The sequence below is a fragment of the Acinetobacter sp. SWBY1 genome (genome assembly GCF_002946595.1).
GTDB classification, from domain to species: Bacteria; Pseudomonadota; Gammaproteobacteria; order Pseudomonadales; family Moraxellaceae; genus Acinetobacter; species Acinetobacter towneri.
In genome coordinates this window covers 97,782-117,151 of record NZ_CP026616.1, presented here as the reverse complement: position 1 = coordinate 117,151, position 19,370 = coordinate 97,782, and the positions used below count along the sequence as shown (strand labels likewise).

The window sequence follows — 19,370 nt, the reverse complement described above, 5'->3', positions numbered from 1 at the left end:
AAATTTTGCGAAAAAGTACAAAAAATTAGAGCCACTATAGTTTTTTTTATAGTGGCTCTGTTATATTGAGCAACATGCTTTCATAAATTTTGGCAGCGCTGTATCTTATAAAATAAATAATGATACGTTCCGTTAAAATTTACTGGTTTTTTTATTTGGTTGTGACTTTTAAATTGCTTTAAAAATCAATGCAGGTTTAGCATTTTGCAAGGAGATAAACATGCTGATTCTGACCCGACGTGTCGGAGAAACATTAATGATTGGGGACCAAGTCAGCGTGACTGTGCTTGGTGTCAAAGGTAACCAAGTTCGTATTGGTGTAAATGCCCCGAAAGAAGTATCGGTTCATCGTGAAGAAATCTATCAACGTATTCAACACGAACGTGCCATGCACGAGCATTTGCAACACTTAGATCAAGATTATCAACCTTCATTTGAAGAAGATAACTACTCGCAAAATGACTTTAATCGTTAAACGATTAAGGTAATTGAATATAAAGCGGCTCATTTGCCGCTTTAAATTTTTCTGCTGAATGCTTTTTAAAAACTTGCCCTGATTCAAATCATGTAAAAGCTATTTTACAGGCAACTCAGCACAAGTTTTGCATGAAAATTACTGTGAGTTTTCCATCAATTCCAAAGCCTTACGCACAGGTGCAAAACTTCGTCGATGTGCCGCAATTACGCCATGCTGCGCAATTGCTTCAAAATGGGCTTTGGTTGGGTACCCTTTGTGTTGAGCAAAACCAAATTGCGGAAATGCTTGGTCAAGCAACACCATTTCACGATCACGCGCCACTTTGGCTAAAATACTGGCTGCCGAAATCTCTGCATGTAATGCATCGCCCCCAATAACTGCATCACACGACATTGCTAAACCTTGCGGAATTTTATTGCCATCGACCAAGACATGCTCAGGTTGAATAGACAAGGCTTCTACCGCTCGACGCATTGCCAATAACGATGCTTGCAAAATATTCAGTTCATCAATTTCGGCTGCAGAGGCTTCTGCAATTGCCCAAGCCAAAGCTTTTTCCTGAATTTCAACAAACAACTTTTCACGTTTTTTTTCAGTCAACTTTTTAGAATCATTTAAACCTTCAATCAGGTTATTCGGATCTAAAATCACTGCCGCAGCGACAACAGAACCCACTAAAGGCCCACGCCCTGCTTCATCTACACCTGCAATTTTCATCATTATTTCCAGAAAAAATAGGCTGAAATATTCAGCCTAACTCACGATGCGCGTCATCACGCCGCCTTTTTAATTATTCAGATTCACTAAACTTATTTTACTGCTTCTGCCACACATGCATTAATGGTTCGAGATACTGCATTGCTCACAATGGTTGCACGTGCAGCAGGGTCAATTGCTGCAGTGGCTAAATCTACTGCTGTCACGTTTTGTGGTGCTTTTTCGCTAACACAGCCACAAATTTCAGCTTGAACATTTTGCTTTTGCGTTGTTGTCATCATACGTGTCGCAGTGTGCCATGCAGGAATGTTATTCAGTTCAGTGACACATTTTGCGTTGATGGCAATTTTAATCGCCGCCATACCCAATTGTTGAGTTGCTGTCGGTGCAGTTGTCGTTCCTGTAGTAGTACCTGTTGTTGTGGTACATGCAGATAAAGCCAAAGCGATAGGTGCAAATACAGCGAGTAGTTTTTTCATGGATATTTCCTGTATTTAATATTCAAGTCGTTTAGATGAAACAATGTCGCTATTGTGCCTAAACTTATTTAGCGAAGGAATATCTTTTTGCAATTTCTACATTCATCTGCTTAGGCTTAAGGTCATAGTGGGGTTCAGCCCCAAATTGAAACTTAAAACAAGATCAAAGGGGGGCAAATTTAGAATGCCGTTGAAACATATAGAACAAGAATTTAATCATGCAGAGCAAGGTTTGCTAATAAATGCAGGTTTATCAAGTAATGGGAGCGATCATTTTCTGGCTTAGCATCAATTGAACGTTACATTAATATATAAGATTTGCATTCTATCCATGTTGCAAAGCGACTGAAGCAATTGAAACGTTCACTGCTTTACGAGCCTGAACAATTAGCTATTTAAATTCAGCAGGGTATGGTCTTCGTTTTTCGCATGAGAAATAATAGCTGTCTGGTTATTTGTAGACATATATTTAAATCCTCACTTGGGTATTTAAGTGAGGATTAAATTTAGGCTTAGAAGACAAGTGTTTAAGGTGTGTTCAGTGGATGCTTCCCTGCAATGTCTGAATTTGATCAATCCTTTTTTGCTTTTCTTCAACCGAAATAAATGATGCTTCAAAAGAGTTAATCGCCAATTGTTTTAATTCAGCATTGCTTAAATCTAAAGCTTGGCTAATTGCAACAAAGTTATCATTCATATAGCCACCAAAATAAGCTGGGTCATCTGAATTGACGGTCACTTTAACACCCTGCTGTAACAAACGACGAATATTGTGCTGTGCCATATCATCCACCACACACAACTTTAAATTACTCAATGGGCAGACCGTGAGCGGCATTTTTTCTTCAATTAAACGTTGCATTAACACAGGGTCTTCTTCAGAACGCACACCATGATCAATACGGTTTACTTTCAGTAAATCTAATGCTTCCCAGACATATTCAGCAGGCCCTTCTTCGCCCGCATGAGCAACGACCAAAAAACCTGCTTCACGCGCTTTGGCAAAGACACGCTCAAACTTTGAAGGTGGATGCCCGACTTCGCTTGAATCCAAACCTACTGCAATAATTTGGTCTTTATAAGGTAAAGCCTCTTCTAGCGTAACAAATGCAGCATCTTCACTTAAATGACGCAAGAAACACATAATTAAATGTGAACTGATGCCTAATTTTGTTTGTGCATCTTCGCAAGCACGTTGTAAACCATTAATCACGGTTGCAAATGCCACACCACGCTCGGTATGGGTTTGCGGGTCAAAAAACATTTCGGTATGTACCACACGGTCTTCAGCACATTTTTCAAAATACGCCCAAGCCAAATCGTAAAAATCTTGCTCATGCACCAACACTTGTGCGCCTGCATAATAAATATCTAAAAAAGACTGCAAGTTATGAAAATTATAGGCTTGTTTGACTTCTTCTACAGACTGATAAGGGATGTCAATTTGGTTGCGCTGCGCAATAGCAAACATCAATTCTGGTTCAAAAGTACCTTCAATATGCACATGCAGTTCTGCTTTAGGTAATGCTCGGATTAGCTCAAGTTGATTCATGTTCTGTCCTTTTTGCTATTGAATGGGAGAGTTTTAAAAACTGATCAAAATAAAAAAGGGTGCAAACTGAGTTTACACCCCTTTTCCGTTTAAAATATTAACCGCCAAACATGGCAAATTTTAATGCCCAAAGTACAGCAATAATCCAAACCATATAAGGTACAGATTTCGCTTTGCCTGTGAGTAGTTTAATCAGCGCATAGCTAATAAAGCCCATGGCGATGCCATCGGCAATGGAATAGGTAAATGGCATGAACACGAGGGTTAAGAAGGCAGGTACTGCTTCGGTAATGTCATCCCAATCAATATGCACAATGCCCTGAATCATCAATACACCCACAAATAACAAGGCAGGTGCTGTTGCAAAACCAGGTACCGATTGCGCGAGCGGCGCTAGAAATAAACAGGCAATAAACAACAAGCCAACAATCACTGCGGTTAAACCAGTACGACCACCCGCTGCAACACCTGCAGATGATTCAATATATGGCGTTGTTGAAGATGTACCCAATGCCGCACCTGCTACAATGGCAGAAGAATCGGCAAAAAGCGCTTTTTTCAAACGAGGTAATTTACCATCTTGTAACAAGCCTGCGCGGTGTGAAACACCCACTAAAGTGCCTGTGGAGTCAAATAAATCGACCAAGAAAAATACGAAAATTACACCAATTAAACTTGCTGTAAATAGACCTTCAAAGTCCATCTGCATAAAAGTAGGTGCAATAGATGGAATTTCACCAACCACTCCTTTAAATTCGCTTAGACCTAAAGCTGTTGAAATCGCAGTTAGCACCAAAATACTGATGATAATTGCACCACGCACTTTAAAGTGATGCATCACCACCACCATTAAAAACCCCAATAGCGCTAAAAGTACAGTGGGTTGTTTTAAGTCACCTAAGCCCACCAAAGTCGCAGGATTATCGACAATAACACCAGCATTTTTAAGTGCGATTAAAGCAAGGAATAAACCAATACCACCGCCAATGGCTAATTTTAATGACATAGGAATGGCATTGACAATTGCTTCACGGATTTTAAACATGCTAATGGCAATGAAGATAATCCCTGATACAAAAACTGCAGCCAAAGCCGTTTGCCAAGGCACTCCCATGCCTAAACACACCGAGTAAGTGAAATAGGCATTTAGCCCCATGCCCGGTGCCAGTGCTATTGGGTAGTTAGCAACAATTCCCATCACCAAACAGCCAATTGCTGCGGCTAAGCAGGTGGCAACAAAGACAGCTCCATGATCCATTCCTGTTTCAGATAAAATCATTGGATTGACAATAATGATGTAACACATAGTTAAGAAGGTGGTTACACCCGCCAAAATCTCGGTACGGAATGTAGTCTTGTTTTCGCTTAATTTGAATAAGCGCTCAAGCATTCCCGCTGAGGATGGATTAGGAGTCGTCATGACCTAGCCCCTGTAAATAAACTGAATTTGCAGCATGACTGAATTTTAAGTCAGCACTTAAAAGCCTGTGTTAGTTGCAACAATGGATTTGCCCAATAAGCATGTAAAATTACACAAAAAAGATAAACTTAATTCACAATCAAGCATTTGATTTTATCAAAATCAAAATTTCGGAATGCTAAATAAAAAAGCCGCATAAATTTTATGCAGCTTTATTCATCTTTTTTACTTCAGGCACTCTCAAAAGTAATGCAATTGAGTTGTGATGAAGCAGTTTCAATTGGCAAATTATATCATAGGGATTTTTTTTAAATTCTAGTTTTTTGAATTAAAGATAAAATTTTACGATAAAGTGAACCACACAAAAGAGTGATGAATAAGGCAATTACCAGACAGCATGTTAGAAATTTCTACGTTTATTCTGTGACTTGCAAAGCGCGAGGTGTAGCGGCTTCTGTTTTTTCTAGCGATAAATTTGCAGATTCAGTCAAAACTTGGTTCAGTTCTGCCTGCTTTCTCGTTTGCTCTTCCAAGTAAACAAGATAACCTAATAAAACGACCAACACCACCAAAATTAGTACAAGATTGTGTTTCATGTCATTTACTTTTAGTGAACAATTTTAATACATAGTATCAAAAATTATGTGCAATGTAACTCTTAATGTACTTACATCAAAATTCGCTCATAAGCCATTCACTTAGCCCCCATTGCGCCATTGTCTGATTGATGTTTTTAAAGTGTTTCAAGAGACATAGAAAAATGTTGTTGCAATGGTGATTAACCATAGAAAGGAAGGCCAGACCACATCCAATCCTGCATTTCGGTATAAAATTGCTTGCGCCAATGTTACAAAATGCATTGTCGTTGCAATCAACATGATATTTTGAATAATTTCTGGCATGCTTTCTCGTGGTGTACTTGCCCCAGACAACATTTGCAAGGGAATCAGAATAAGCATCATCAGCAAACCGAATTGCGGCATCGATTTAGACACGGTTGCCATATATATACCCATTGAGGTTGTTGCAAATAAGGTCAGCAAGGCTCCAAAGAAAAATAACAGCAAACTTCCTTCTATGGGTACCTGTAATGCCCCCTGCACCACTACTTTTAAGCCTAAAAAAGCTGCTAAAAGCACCACAAGGCTCATCGATAAAACCTTTGCCAGCATAATTTCAAAAACCGTGACTAGCATAACCATTAAATGCTTAATGGTGCCATGTTCTCGCTCACGAATCAGTGCACAAATGAAATGTGGAAAGAGGCTTCAAAGCTCTAGTGCAAAATAAAAACCAATTAGTGCAAAATAAGCCGAAAACTTACATGTGTACACCACTGTGTACATATTTTTAAACTATAAGCGAATTTATGTATCTTTAAGAAAAGCAATAAAAAAGCCCTAAATCGTTATAATTCAGAGCTTTATTACTTATATGAAGTTATGTAACAACATATAATTTTAATGTATTGGTAGGCATATCCAGACTCGAACTGGAGACCTCTACGATGTCAACGTAGCGCTCTAACCAACTGAGCTATACGCCTAAAGTGTTTGGCATCATATTCAGTTTTGATTTTTAAGACAAGTCCTTTCTGTGTTTTTTCAACACATCCGAGCAAGTTTTAAGCAAATCAAAAAACACCTGCTCTGAAACACGGTCATGTTCAGGCGCATAAGAATATTGTTGATAGCACACGCCTAAACGCTTAAATGCCTCTTGTTCATTTGCATCTACCTGCGCTGCTAAACGCTGCATCCACACACTCACTGTTTCTGCATCCTGTTTTTGCAACTGAGCGGGCAATCTTTTAGAAAATTTGTCTAAGGCACGATTTATGCGAGAACCTTGCTGACGTTTTTTCCAAAAAATCCAGCCAAAATACCCTGCTAAGATCATGAGAATACTTGAAACCAACACCGCTGCCAAAGCATAGTTTGAGTGCAGCCCTAAGCGTCCAAACCAGTGACGCTGTGACTCGGCATCATAACCCACGACCTTGCTTTGCCATTGATAACTTGCATAATCACTCCACACCCGTAAAGAACGAATAAAATTAGAATGTTGGTATTGCCACATTTGTGTGTCAGCACCCAAAACGGCCCGATCATCTGCCATTAGGTTTTGCATACCATCATCTATACGTTGAGGTGCAATGATGGCTGTCGGATCTATGCGTACCCATTGTTGATTGAGCAACACTTCTGTCCAAGCATGTGCATCTTGCTGTCGTACTTCCCAGCTTTGTCCATCGGGTGCAAGTTCCCCGCCCTGATAGCCCACGACTACACGTGCAGGGACTCCGACATAGCGCATCAGCAAGGCAAAACTTGAGGCATAATGCTCACAAAAGCCTTGCTTGCTCTGAAATAAAAATTCATCGACCCGATTTTGTCCGAGTGTTCCGGGTTTTAAGGTATAACTAAAACCATTATTGCGATACCACTGCAATACATTCTGCACGTAGCGTTCAGGTTGTTGCTGACTTTGAGCAAACATCTGCAGGGCAAATTGCTGAGCTTTTGGGTCAGATTGCGTCTGTACCTGAACATTTAAACGCTGGCTAAAGCGTCGATAACGCTCGTTCTGTGCATCATCCCCTTGAATACGTGCGGATTCCCCAACCCACTGCAAAGCAATCGGTTGAATCCGACCATTTTGACGCTGTGGCACCATACTCCAATCACGGCGTAATACATAACCGTGTTGATTCGGTACAGATTTTTCCAGCGCCATAATCCACTGTGCACGTGGGTCTGCGGCAATATATTGATACTGAAAATCGACTTGCTCTGGCTGTAATTGTGCTGCCTGAACGGGTTGTTGATTGCTAAAATTGCTTGTCCATGTGCGACCATCATATTGATCAAGTACCATCGCCCGCCAATATAGTTTTGAACGTGGCGGCAGTTGCTGCATATTCCCCACAATACGAAATGCCAAAGCAGAAGATTGTGATAATTCGGCAATATCGCCCGGTGACATCGTGTCACTAATACCTGTCACGCCTTTGGCATCCGGTATAGGTACGTGCCACAAGGGTGGTAAGCGTGGAAAAAACAAAAACAGCAACAGAAAAAATGGTAAAGCGTATGCAATAAATTTAGCGACATGCTTTAAATCATTTTTGGCATCTTGCTTAGCCGTATTGCGTAAGTGATCAGCAAATTCACTTTTCTGAATCCGATACAATCCAATCAAACAGCTCAATAAACATAAAATGACGATTGCCGTCATCCACATACTTTGGCTATATAAAAAGGAACTCGCACTTACGAATAAGGCAAAGTTAAATAAAATAATCAGGTCGCGTTTATTGTGACTTTCTAAGGCTTTGGCAAATAAGAATGTACTTAATAATGCCACTCCAGCCTCTACCCCAATCAGCGTTTTATAACTGAGAAAAATACTGATTAAAGCAGCAATCGTCAAAGCAAAGGTTAAGGTTTTAGAAATACGTGCTGTTTTTTTTCGATAATGCACAAACAATATCAGCCACATGAGGGCAAAAATTACACTCAATGCCAACGGACTAAACTGCAGATGTGCGATTAAAATCAGAAATAAACTGAGTAAAATCGATTGCTGAATTGATGTATGCATCGTCATTAAGCCTGTGCCAAAAGAATTTTTGCCTGTTTCAACTGTCGCTCGCCTACGCCTTTTTCAAGGGTCGCATGCGGCAAAAACATCGCATAATTCAACTGTTGTTGTTCACATTGTTCAACTAAGCCCATCATCAAACTTAGTTTTTCTTCGTGGGTCGGTGCAGGCATGTGTTCATAGTGAATGTCGATACTCTGTTGATCCTGATATTGTTCAAAAACTTTCACATATAAGCCCTGACCGCGTGCCGCTTGCTTCCACGACACGGCTTGTAAGGAATCGCCCAATTGAAAATCACGCAGCTCACGAAACTCGTCTAAATCGGGTTGAAAGCTGTGTTGATGCTGTTTATTCTCTGCGCTATACATGGCGGCTTTGGGCGCAACCCACGCGGTACGTGTCAAATTCAAATAAGTCCACGCACGTACCAAGCCAAAAGGATAAACCGAATAAATGTGTAAATGAGGGAAATTAAACTGCCCACGTTGCTCCGCAAAAAATGTCAATACATACTGCTGCTGGGTGTCTTGAATAAGAACCTTTTCTAATTGATGATTGGCTTTAATCCATAAATAACGTGCCTGCGCGACCTCTTGTTTGAAATGCAATTGTAATTGCAATACTTCGCCCACTTGCCCAACTTCAGTAGTCACAATTTCTATCTCTAATTCATGCAACTGCTTAAAGGTCAAATAAAAGCTGATACATAAAATGGCGCTGATCAAAAAGCAAAAGCCTAAAATCAGGTTATTGCCATAATTCACACCCGCAATAAACGTGATTAAAATCAGCACTAAATACAGATAACCCTGTTGGTAAATAAAAACCAAAATATCTTTTTGTTTTAAGGTTTTGTGTCGATCAAACTTAAAACGTGTCTTGATCCAGTTTTGCCATGCCTGCTTAAACATGCGTGTACTAACTCACTTTAACCTGTTGCATCACATGCAAAGTTTCTGCCTCACTCAATCCAATACGATGTGCGGCAACTGCCACAAATACCGCTTGAATATCATCGGCAGTGACAAAACTGCGTTGCTCAATTAAGGCATGTGCTTGCGCTGCTTTTTTAAGTGCCAAAACACCACGGGTAGATAATCCGTGACGCGCTTTACGGGTTTCTGCGGCTAAGTCGAGTAAGTAGTCTAGCGCGGTATCTGACACATAAATTTCTGTGACCAATTGCTGTAAATTTAAAATTTCTGTTTCAGTAAAAATATGGGCCAAACTGGCAATCAGCGCATGTCTGGAGTTTTGTTGCAACAGCATTTTTTCAGCAAAACGCGATGGATAACCCAAAGACAGACGCATTAAAAAACGATCGAGCTGTGATTCTGGCAGCGCATAAGTACCACTTTGAAACAGTGGATTTTGTGTGGCAATCACCCAAAAAGGTTGCGGCAAGCTATAACGCACACCATCCACCGTAACCGCGCCTTCTTCCATCGCTTCCAACAAGGCACTTTGGGTTTTAGGCGAACAACGGTTAATTTCATCTGCCAATAAAATTTGGGTAAAAATAGGGCCTTGCTTAAACTCAAATTGATGTTCTTTTTGATTAAACATATTCACGCCAATCACATCACTGGCCAGCATGTCATTGGTAAACTGAATACGCTGAAATTGCAGACCCGCCAAGTGCGATAAGGCACTCGATAAAGTCGTTTTACCTAATCCGGGTAAATCTTCAAAAAGCACATGCCCGCCCGCCAACAAACAACTTAACGCCAATTTGGTCTGCTGTTCTTTATCTAAAATAATGGTATTAATTTCAGTCAAAAAAGCCTGAATTTTTCCAGCATAAGATTCAATCTGTGCATTGAGCTGTTGCTGCGCTTGCGTCAGTTGTTGTTTTTGAACTTTTTCTGTACCCCAAATCACAGTAAATCCCCTTATCCCCAATAAAAAACGGCGCATGTTTAAACATACACCGTTTTGCTAAATTTCCAAAGAAATCCTCGAGATATTCTAAACTGCCTAAAAAAGTAAGTTTTAAACAGCTCGTATCTCTATACATTTCCATCGTGATACGGGATTAACACGGACACTTTTTCAAACCACCTTTTGCCGATGGATAACGCACATCGACACAGTAGCGATAAAAAGTCTTCGGATCCATGGCTTCTAAATCTGGATGATGCTTACGCATGTGTTCCAAATAATTCTGATAATCGGGTACACCGACCATTAAACGAAAACTTTGTTGCAAACGCTGCCATAAAGTAGCGATACGCGACCAGTTTTTCGGATTCAGAATCAAATCCTTTTGCGACATGATGGTCATTTTAATGATGTTGTAAATCACCGTTTTACCTTGTTGGGCAAATTTAAGCTTAATCATGTGCTCACTCCTAATGACCGCTATTCGGCTGAATCGTTTCAGGATCGCGATAAATCGCTTCGGCTTCATGTACGGTTGGCGTTGGATTTGCCAATGCACGACGAATCACCCCAATGGCAGCGAACAACATCACAAATGCCACAATCATAAAGAAACCACATAACACGGCATTAATTTGATTGGACATGACAATGGTTTGCATTTCAGTCACTGTTTTTGCAGGTGCTAAAATTTCATTGCGTTGAATTGCAGCATTGAAACGATCTGCTTGCGCCAAGAAACCAATTTTGGGATTGTCGTGGAAAATCTTTTGCCAACCTGCAGTCATTGAAGTAATGAACAAGAAAACTGTAGGGATAATCGTCACCCAAACATATTTTTCTTTTTTCATTTTAAACAGAATCACTGTACCTAAAATGAGCGCCATCGCTGCCAAAATTTGGTTACCAATACCAAATAGAGGCCATAAGCTATTAATACCGCCTAAAGGATCGACCACGCCTTGATAGACGAAGAAGCCCCAACCAGCCACCGCAACTGCTGTGCCAAGCAAGTTACCAAAGAAGTTATGTGAATTTTTCACTGCAGGAATAACAATACCTACAGTATCTTGCACCATAAAACGGCAAGCACGTGTGCCTGCATCTACTGCAGTTAAAATAAATAAGGCTTCAAATAAAATGGCAAAGTGATACCAGAATGCCATCATTGAGCGGTTATTAAAAATCTCGGTGATGATATGTGCCATACCAATTGCAAACGTTGGCGCACCACCCGTACGTGACAGAATCGAGCTTTCACCGACTTCTTTTGCCAAAATGGTTAAAGCCTCAGGAGTCACTACAAAGCCTAAATTTCGTACCGCTTCTGCTGCACTTTCCACCGTTGTACCTAAAACTGCAGTGGGTGCATTAATGGCAAAGTACACGCCTGGGTCTAGCACCGTGGCACAAATCATTGCCATGATTGCCACGAAAGACTCCATCAACATGCCGCCATAACCAATCATCCGAATGTCTTTTTCGTTATTGACTAGTTTTGGCGTCGTACCTGAAGACACTAAGGCGTGGAAACCTGAAATCGCACCACAGGCAATGGTAATAAATAAGAATGGGAACAATGAACCCGCAAATACTGGCCCTGTACCATCAATAAAATGGGTCACCGCAGGCATCTTCATTTCAGGCATTGCAAACACAATCCCGACAGCCAAACCCGCAATAACACCAATTTTTAAGAACGTCGATAAATAATCACGTGGCGCCAATAACAACCACACTGGCAAAACTGAAGCAATAAAACCGTAGGCAATTAAACACCACGTTAATTCTGTGCCACTTAAAGTAAATAAAGGCCCCCAGAATGGATGCTGTGCAACATTTTCACCATAAATAATACCCATCATCATCAGGACAAAACCAATGATGGAAACCTCAGCAATTTTCCCCGGGCGAATAAAACGCATATAAATGCCCATGAAAATCGCAATTGGGATGGTGGCTGCAATACTAAATACGCCCCACGGACTATTGGTTAAAGCTTTCACGACAACCAAAGCGAGTACGGCAAGAATAATCACCATCACGCCCAGCGCACCCAGCATGACAATCACACCAGCAAATGAACCCAACTCTTGTTTTGCCATTTCTCCCAAAGAACGCCCATCACGACGTGTAGAAATAAACAAAACCAAAAAGTCTTGGACTGCACCTGCCAACACCACCCCGACTAAAAGCCAGATCGTGCCGGGTAAATAACCCATTTGTGCTGCAAGAATAGGCCCAACTAAAGGGCCTGCACCTGCAATCGCGGCAAAGTGGTGACCAAATAACACACTTTTATTGGTGGGCACATAATCTAAACCGTCAGCCAAACGATGTGCGGGCGTTAAGCGTCGCTCATTTAACTCAAATACTTTGGTGGCAATAAATAAACTGTAGAAGCGGTATGCAATGCTATAGACACAGACCGCAGCTAAAACTAACCAGACTGCATTGACGTGTTCGCCTCTACTGACTGCCAATATCCCAAAAGATACTGCACCCAATATAGCGACCAAAAGCCATATAATTTTTGAAGTCAGACCTGACTTCGGTTGAACTGTTTCCATGTCAATCTCTCTTCTTGTTACATTTTTTAAGCGTTACTTTTATTGTCGAGATTTAGGGGCTGTAGACACTTCGTCTATGTTTGCGACTACGCATATTTTTTAACTGATATAAGGCATGAGGCAGGAAATTTAGTCATTCTAAATGACTGACTCATAACGAAATAGCAGCAAAAAAATATGCTTGTCCTTCGCTGCGCCTTGCACTGCAAACAAAGCAGTGCTTGTTTTTGCTAAGGCTGTGGCTAAAACTTTCTCAGATTGCGTTATGAAACTTGGCAATAGTCTCGCTATTCCCTGCGTTTCATGCCTGATCTGCTCAGTTTTAGCCTACAGCGCAAGCCATTTATGAAATGTCTACAGACCCTTGCTTTAATTCCTAAATCCTTGGTTGATCCTGCTCCTTTTATTTTGATGTCTGCTGCCCTTACATCCATAGTGTGCGCTACCGTACACTTAAATGGAGCACCAACAGTTTCCTATACTTTTCACCTATTCTTTTACCACATAATCAAATCAACAAAAAAGGGGGATGACGCGAATCATCCCCCTCTTTTACTTATGATTTATCAATAAATCATTATGCGCGTTCTAGGTATTCACCTGTACGTGTATCTACACGAACGCTTTCTTCTTGCTGTACGAATAAAGGAACACGTACCACTGCACCTGTTTCTAATTTCGCTGGTTTACCGCCACCACCAGAAGTATCGCCACGTACACCTGGATCAGTTTCAACAATTTTTAATACCACGAAGTTTGGTGCGTTTACAGTTAAAGGCACACCGTTAAACAACATAATGGTACATTTTTCGTTTGAATCATCTTTTAACCATTTTGCAGCATCGCCCATTGCGGTTTTGTCAGCAGCAATTTGCTCAAAAGATACAGGATCCATGAAGTTCCACATTTCGCCATCGTTGTAGAGGTATTCCATTTCTACTTCTACAATGTCAGCTGCTTCTAGTGAATCACCAGACTTAAATGTTTTTTCTAAAACTTTACCAGAACGAAGGTTACGAAGTTTTACGCGGTTAAACGCTTGACCTTTACCTGGCTTTACATATTCATTTTCCATGATTGAACATGGGTTACCATCAAGCATAACCTTAAGGCCTGACTTGAAATCATTCGTAGAATAATAGGCCATGACTGGCACACTCCAAACTGACTAACTTAACTATTTATGTTACAAAGCAAATGACCAACGCAGCTTTGCGATGCTCGCCATCTTGCAACATCTTTTTTCATCGGACGTATTGTAAATGAGCAAGCCATAACGAAGCAATGAAAATCCACTACCGATCACCTCAAGATATCGGTAAAATCAGCTGTTTTGTAATGATTCTGATTCAAAGCGATTAATCATTCGCGGCATTCACGCTCAATGAACAAAGAATTCATCTACGCTAAATAGATGTGTACTTGGTTCCTTTCACCTCATATTTAAATCTTTTCTGGCATGATCAACTACCTGTACCAAGAACAAAACTGGCAATCTCAACTCAGTGACTTGATCACCGACCCACGCGAATTGTTAAATATTTTAGAGCTGTCTGAACAGCAATTGCTGTCAGGTGCTTTACTGGCATCCAATCAGTTTAAATTGCGTATCCCGCGTGCATTTGTGGCCAAAATGCAAAAAGGCAATCCACTCGATCCTTTACTGTTACAGGTTCTGCCGCATCATTTAGAACTGGAAGATCATCCTGGATTTGTGACCGACCCTTTGGGTGAGGAACAAGCCAATCAACAACCTGGAGTCTTACACAAATATAAATCACGCTTTTTGCTGACCTTGACTGGTGCTTGCGCAGTACATTGTCGTTATTGTTTCCGCAGGCACTTTCCTTATCAGGAAAATCTGCCAAAAACTGAAGACTGGGACAATATCCGTAATTACATTGAAAGTCAGCCCGATATTAATGAAGTGATTTTAAGTGGTGGCGACCCGCTCACTTTGTCAAATCGTAAATTAAATATCTGGATTGAGCGATTGGCGTCTATTCCGCAAATAAAATTTTTGAGAATTCATTCACGAGTTCCGATTGTTATTCCCAACCGTATCGATGAATCGCTGATTTCCTTACTAAAAAATAGTAGGCTGCGTATTATTCTAGTGGTACACTCGAACCACGCATCAGAATTAGATGACTTTACCTGTTCGCAACTTGCCAAGTTAGTCGAACAAAACATCACCGTTCTGAATCAAGCAGTCTTATTAAATGGGGTCAATAATTCTGCTCAGGTCTTGGTCGATTTAAGCTATCGTCTTTTTGATGCAGGGGTGATGCCTTACTATTTACATGTGTTAGATAAAGTAAAAGGAGCGCATCATTTTGATTTAATGCCGCAAGACATTGATCACATCTATAAAGAGCTTTTAGCGAACTTACCCGGCTATTTAGTTCCTAAACTCGTTAGGGAAATTGCGGGCGAAAAAAACAAGACACCGCTTTTTGGGGTTTCAACTTATTGAGTTAAATAACAATCATGAATATGAATACTTCAGATCTTTTTCTAGTTCCCAGCGAACTAAAGCTGGAGCAATTGAGTTTTTGTCAAAATACGGTTAAAAGCATTCAGGCATGGGCAGCGGATTTATCCATTTTACAATTGGGTGATTCTTCCCAAGCTCTATTTAATGCACTTTTAGAAATTTCAGAACTGAAATGTCAGGAAACATTACGTTTTGACTTAATTCAAGCTATTCATCCGACACTTGAAAATGTGCTTACCAGTCTGGAAAAGCATTTTTTCAACCAGGCTTTGATTAGTAATGACCGCAACGATCATATTATTGAACTCGCGCTGTTATTACGCAGTCATTTCGCCAAAGTCTATATTAATATTTCCCGACGTAGCCACCAACAACTCACCCAACAAAAATTTTCTTTATTTGCCTTTAATTTAAAAAAGAACTTACAAACTGCACGAGTTCTATCTAGCTATTATGCTTTACAACAATTAGCTCTACTGCGCTATCAACAACACATGCTTTATAGCCACGCCTTGCCAAATCAGTGGTTAATTGCACACCAACTTTTAGATACAGCCATTCAACAACATTATTATTTAAATAATATTAATCAGTTACAAGGCACACAACATCAACTGATTAATATTGCTCAAGCCTATGCACAGCTGATTTTATTGGAAATTTTCAATACCCATCAAATTCGACCTGCAGAAATTCAAGGCTTATATCTCTGTAGCTTTGATTGGGCAAAACTGATTCAAGTTTTACCCAAAGAAACGACGCTTTCACGTTATGTGGTCGATGCAAGCAAAGATCATCCACCTATTTACAATACGCACCAAAGCCAAGGTTTTCATGCCAATATTTTTATTGCAACTCAACCCCTACTCGATCATTTAAATGAAGTTCAAGGTCGTAAAGGTGAACATTTATCACGTAATGAAAAGCTATTCTTAACCCCTGCTTTGCATTTCCATTTGCACAATATTTTGACCAATACAGCAGAACGTGTGCATGAGCGTTATGAATATTCGGCACGGATTAAAATTTGCTTTGGTTTGACTGTGGCACATTTTTATCTGTCTAATGGTAAAAACTTCAATGAAACGCTGGCTTTGGGCGATAACTACCAATTCCAGAATGAAAGCCAGTTTATCAATGCCATGCATACCAACTCTACGGTAGATATTAGCGCTGTTAAAACCTTAGACCGTGAAGCCAAACAAATTTACAATGCCGATGTTTTAGATATTAGTGTCAATGGCTATCGTATTAAATGGACGGGTGAAACACCGAAAAACCTTAAAACAGGTGAATTTATTCTGGTTCAGGAAAATAGCCAAAGTCCGTGGCGTGGTGGTGTCATTCGCTGGATTAAACAATCTGCTGAAAAAAGCTTAGAACTTGGCTTGGAAATTTTAACCCAAGATATTTACCCTTGTGCTGTTTTTGTTAAAACAGATCGGCATACAGGACATTATCATCCAGCATTATTGGTACAAAGTACGCAGGTCAATGAAGTCAATACCTCATTGATTTTGCCAAGTCTGCAATTATTACGTGACAAACAAACCGTACAGCTACGTTTAGGTGAAGAAGAACTAAAAGTGTTCTTAATTAAGCCGTTATTGATTACCCAAAGCTTTATGCGCTTTGATTTTGAGTTGTTGAATGACCAACAACAGCCTTTACTTGATGGTTTTATTCAGAAACAAGTGAATGAAGTTAAAAATCACGATTTATGGGAAGCATTAAAGTGAGAAATCCATTATTGTCTAAAAAGCTCAAACGTACCGAAACACGTTTACTCATAATCGATGACAACCAAATACGTTTTAATCAAATTTGTGAACAACTCACTGCAAATGAGCACCGTGTTCAGGCTTATCTATTAGATGACATTAAAAACTTTGAAAAACAATTACATTTAACTTGGGATTTGGTGATCTTTGGTCGTGCTTATGACCTAAAAGTCGATCAGGCACTCACTTTAATTCGTGCATCACAGCAACCAAATTTACCGCTACTTTTGCTCAAACCAGACGATTACGATGCCACGCAATACACCAGTTATGTGCGCAAAGGCATCTATGACATTATCAATTTAGATTACCCCGAACGCTTCTATTTTGGCTTAATTCGCGCACTGTCTTTTAGTCGCTTACAGCAGTCACAAGAACAACTTATGACTGAACTGGAAAATGCACAATCACAAGCTCAGGCGTTGGTCGAAGACAGTAGCAAAGCAGTAGCCATTATTCAGGAAGGAATTCATGCACAAGCCAATGCTGAATATTTACAGCTATTTGGTTTAAAAAGTGAAGATGACCTTATTGGCTTGCCATTATTGGATTTATTGCAACCGCAAGATATTACAGATTTTAAATTCCGCTTTAAGAAAGTCAGTCAAGGACAATTTGAACACGGCCGTTTTGATATTCATAGCCAAAACCCGCTTCTGGCAAAACAAAACCCGCTCAAAATTGAATTTGTTGGAGCAGCTGACGACGCCATACAAATCACCATAGATATTGAAAATACGGCGCAAAATACTGTCCCTGCTCAAACGACAGCAGACAAAGCAGCGGCAAAACCAAGCACATACCAATTGGTAAATCGCACTTTAGCCAAACAGCCTTCTAGTGCCAATGCTTTGGTGGTGTTTTCTTTGGCGAACTGTCCTGAATCAATTTTCCAAGCCGACTGGCAAACCACAAAAAATTACTTTACCAACATTCAAAATTTTTTAAAAGAACAGACCAATGTACCATTATTTAATGTGAGTAATGGTTTAGTGGTTGGTTTGTTCCAAGCAGAATCGCCTGCAATTTTAGAATCGAAACTGATTGGCTTAAATTCACTCACGAAACCGCAATTACTTACGGTAGATCAACATACTTACCCACTTAATTTGCGTATTGGTTATGTGCCATTCACTCCAGACATTCAAAATGAAAGCAGTTTTGAGCAACTGATTAGCCAAGGTTTTGCCAACGCATTACCACAACAGCAAGAACAACATAACTCAGGTTTAACCTTAGACTTGTCCTTTGGTGAATCTAACTTAAATGTAATTGAATCTGCTGCAGCTGTACCACAATCGTATAGTGAATCTGCGATTATTGCAGCGATACGTCAAAGTCTTGATCGTGGTGAAATTCATCTGAAGTATCAACAACTTTATGATAAGCAAGACACCAATTTATATACCTATGAAGTAACTAGTGGCTTTATTTTCAATAGTGAATGGAAATCACTGACAGGCTTAATAGATTTGGCTGAAGACCCAGAATTATCCATTAAACTGGATCGTTGGATTTTGGTCGAAGCTTGTAAACAATTGCACAACTTCATCACCCAATATCCTGAAGCGAAGCTGATTATCAATTTAAACAAATTTGTTTTATTACAAGACCGCAGCTTCCCTGAGTTTGTGTCTAAACTGATAACGATTATTGGTAGCCGCCTCAGCCATCCATTAATTTTGCAATTCTCTGAAGAAGACATCAGCCAAAACTTAGGTGATGCGCAGAAACAAATCAGTTTATTACGTCAGCACGGCGCTGAAATTTCTCTGCGTGATTTTGGTCATTCGATTTATAGTGAATCTATCTTGAAACAAGTCGATATTCACTACTTGACCTTGCACAGTGCACTGACTGAAAAACTGGCTGCTGATAACTCAACGCAAGAATTACAGGAACAATTGAGCATTTATAGTGAAATTAAACCTGTAGAAGTGCTATTGCGTGACTTAAATGATATGAACCTGTTTGCGAATGCGTGGAATGTCGATGCGCGCTTTATTCAGGGTGATTATTTCCAGAAAAAACTCGATCATTTAATTGATGTGCAAGACCAATAAGGTCTTGTGCATTAGGGTCTATTTGTAGACCCTAAAATTTAAGGCACAAAAAAACGGGCAATTGCCCGTTTTTTTCGTACTGGATATTAACGTTTGATAGAACGTGACATACCAGCAAAACGTTGTTTGAACTTGTCGATACGACCGCCAGTGTCAACGTTCTTTTGCTTACCAGTGTAGAACGGGTGGCATGCAGAACATACGTCAAGATAAAGAGTTTCTTTACCAACTGCTGAACGAGTTTCGATTACGTTACCGCAAGAACAAGTTGCAACTAATTTTTCATATTTTGGGTGAATATCGGCGCGCATCGTCGATTACTCCTA

At 40.1% G+C, this 19,370-nt stretch carries 16 protein-coding genes, 1 tRNA gene and 1 pseudogene; 4 read left to right on the top strand and 14 right to left on the bottom strand.

Annotated elements, in window-relative coordinates; all coding sequences use genetic code 11:
- Nucleotides 1–220: 220 nt before the first annotated feature.
- Nucleotides 221–475 (top strand): carbon storage regulator CsrA, encoded by a 255-nt coding sequence (gene csrA, locus C3Y93_RS00585; RefSeq protein WP_004971589.1) that lies wholly within the window; start codon nt 221–223, stop codon nt 473–475.
- A gap of 138 nt (nt 476–613) precedes the next feature.
- On the opposite strand, the gene rnhB is transcribed toward csrA, so the two are convergent.
- From rnhB to efp, 13 genes and pseudogenes are all read right to left on the bottom strand, one after another.
- Nucleotides 614–1,195, bottom strand: a complete 582-nt coding sequence (rnhB, locus tag C3Y93_RS00580; protein WP_104851786.1) for a ribonuclease HII — start codon at nt 1,193–1,195, stop codon at nt 614–616.
- A 92-nt stretch (nt 1,196–1,287) separates the two neighbouring features.
- Entirely contained in the window at nt 1,288–1,674 is a 387-nt protein-coding gene (locus tag C3Y93_RS00575) for a hypothetical protein (protein WP_104851785.1), read from the bottom strand.
- Between the two features lie 538 nt (nt 1,675–2,212).
- Nucleotides 2,213–3,226 carry an adenosine deaminase gene (locus C3Y93_RS00565; protein ID WP_104851783.1) on the bottom strand — a complete coding sequence of 338 codons (1,014 nt, stop codon included), beginning with the start codon at nt 3,224–3,226 and terminating at the stop codon, nt 2,213–2,215.
- A 97-nt stretch (nt 3,227–3,323) separates the two neighbouring features.
- Entirely contained in the window at nt 3,324–4,646 is a 1,323-nt protein-coding gene (locus C3Y93_RS00560; protein WP_026438181.1) for an NCS2 family permease, read from the bottom strand.
- 416 nt (nt 4,647–5,062) lie between these two features.
- Nucleotides 5,063–5,242, bottom strand: a complete 180-nt coding sequence (locus C3Y93_RS00555) for a hypothetical protein (protein WP_104851782.1) — start codon at nt 5,240–5,242, stop codon at nt 5,063–5,065.
- A 76-nt stretch (nt 5,243–5,318) separates the two neighbouring features.
- Nucleotides 5,319–5,890: pseudogene (locus tag C3Y93_RS00550) on the bottom strand (ABC transporter permease); the annotation flags it as partial.
- Nucleotides 5,891–6,115: 225 nt separating this feature from the next.
- Nucleotides 6,116–6,192 (bottom strand) — tRNA-Val (locus tag C3Y93_RS00545).
- Between the two features lie 32 nt (nt 6,193–6,224).
- Entirely contained in the window at nt 6,225–8,249 is a 2,025-nt protein-coding gene (locus C3Y93_RS00540; RefSeq protein WP_104853220.1) for a transglutaminaseTgpA domain-containing protein, read from the bottom strand.
- A gap of 5 nt (nt 8,250–8,254) precedes the next feature.
- A complete protein-coding gene (locus tag C3Y93_RS00535; RefSeq protein ID WP_104851781.1) occupies nt 8,255–9,163 on the bottom strand; it encodes a DUF58 domain-containing protein in 909 nt (302 codons plus the stop codon).
- Between the two features lie 7 nt (nt 9,164–9,170).
- On the bottom strand, nt 9,171–10,130 hold the full coding sequence (locus C3Y93_RS00530) for an AAA family ATPase (protein ID WP_104853219.1): 960 nt from the start codon (nt 10,128–10,130) through the stop codon (nt 9,171–9,173).
- Between the two features lie 157 nt (nt 10,131–10,287).
- Nucleotides 10,288–10,590, bottom strand: coding sequence for a YbdD/YjiX family protein (locus C3Y93_RS00525; RefSeq protein ID WP_104853218.1), 303 nt, complete (start codon nt 10,588–10,590; stop codon nt 10,288–10,290).
- Nucleotides 10,591–10,603: 13 nt separating this feature from the next.
- Nucleotides 10,604–12,703, bottom strand: coding sequence for a carbon starvation CstA family protein (locus C3Y93_RS00520; RefSeq protein WP_104851780.1), 2,100 nt, complete (start codon nt 12,701–12,703; stop codon nt 10,604–10,606).
- 577 nt (nt 12,704–13,280) lie between these two features.
- Nucleotides 13,281–13,850, bottom strand: a complete 570-nt coding sequence (efp, locus tag C3Y93_RS00515) for an elongation factor P (protein ID WP_004971615.1) — start codon at nt 13,848–13,850, stop codon at nt 13,281–13,283.
- 312 nt (nt 13,851–14,162) lie between these two features.
- Here efp and epmB point away from each other — a divergent pair, with 312 nt between their 5' ends.
- The 3 genes from epmB to C3Y93_RS00500 are packed head-to-tail and all read left to right on the top strand — an operon-like array spanning nt 14,163 to nt 19,044.
- Entirely contained in the window at nt 14,163–15,179 is a 1,017-nt protein-coding gene (gene epmB / locus C3Y93_RS00510) for an EF-P beta-lysylation protein EpmB (RefSeq protein ID WP_104851779.1), read from the top strand.
- Nucleotides 15,180–15,193: 14 nt separating this feature from the next.
- The gene (locus C3Y93_RS00505; protein ID WP_004971620.1) at nt 15,194–16,939 is read left to right on the top strand and encodes a hypothetical protein; all 1,746 of its coding nucleotides are present in this window, start codon (nt 15,194–15,196) and stop codon (nt 16,937–16,939) included.
- On the top strand, nt 16,921–19,044 hold the full coding sequence (locus tag C3Y93_RS00500; protein ID WP_104851778.1) for an EAL domain-containing protein: 2,124 nt from the start codon (nt 16,921–16,923) through the stop codon (nt 19,042–19,044). Before C3Y93_RS00505 ends, C3Y93_RS00500 begins: the two co-directional genes overlap by 19 nt.
- An 86-nt stretch (nt 19,045–19,130) precedes the next feature.
- On the opposite strand, the gene rpmE is transcribed toward C3Y93_RS00500, so the two are convergent.
- Entirely contained in the window at nt 19,131–19,355 is a 225-nt protein-coding gene (rpmE, locus tag C3Y93_RS00495) for a 50S ribosomal protein L31 (protein WP_004971624.1), read from the bottom strand.
- Nucleotides 19,356–19,370 lie beyond the last annotated feature (15 nt).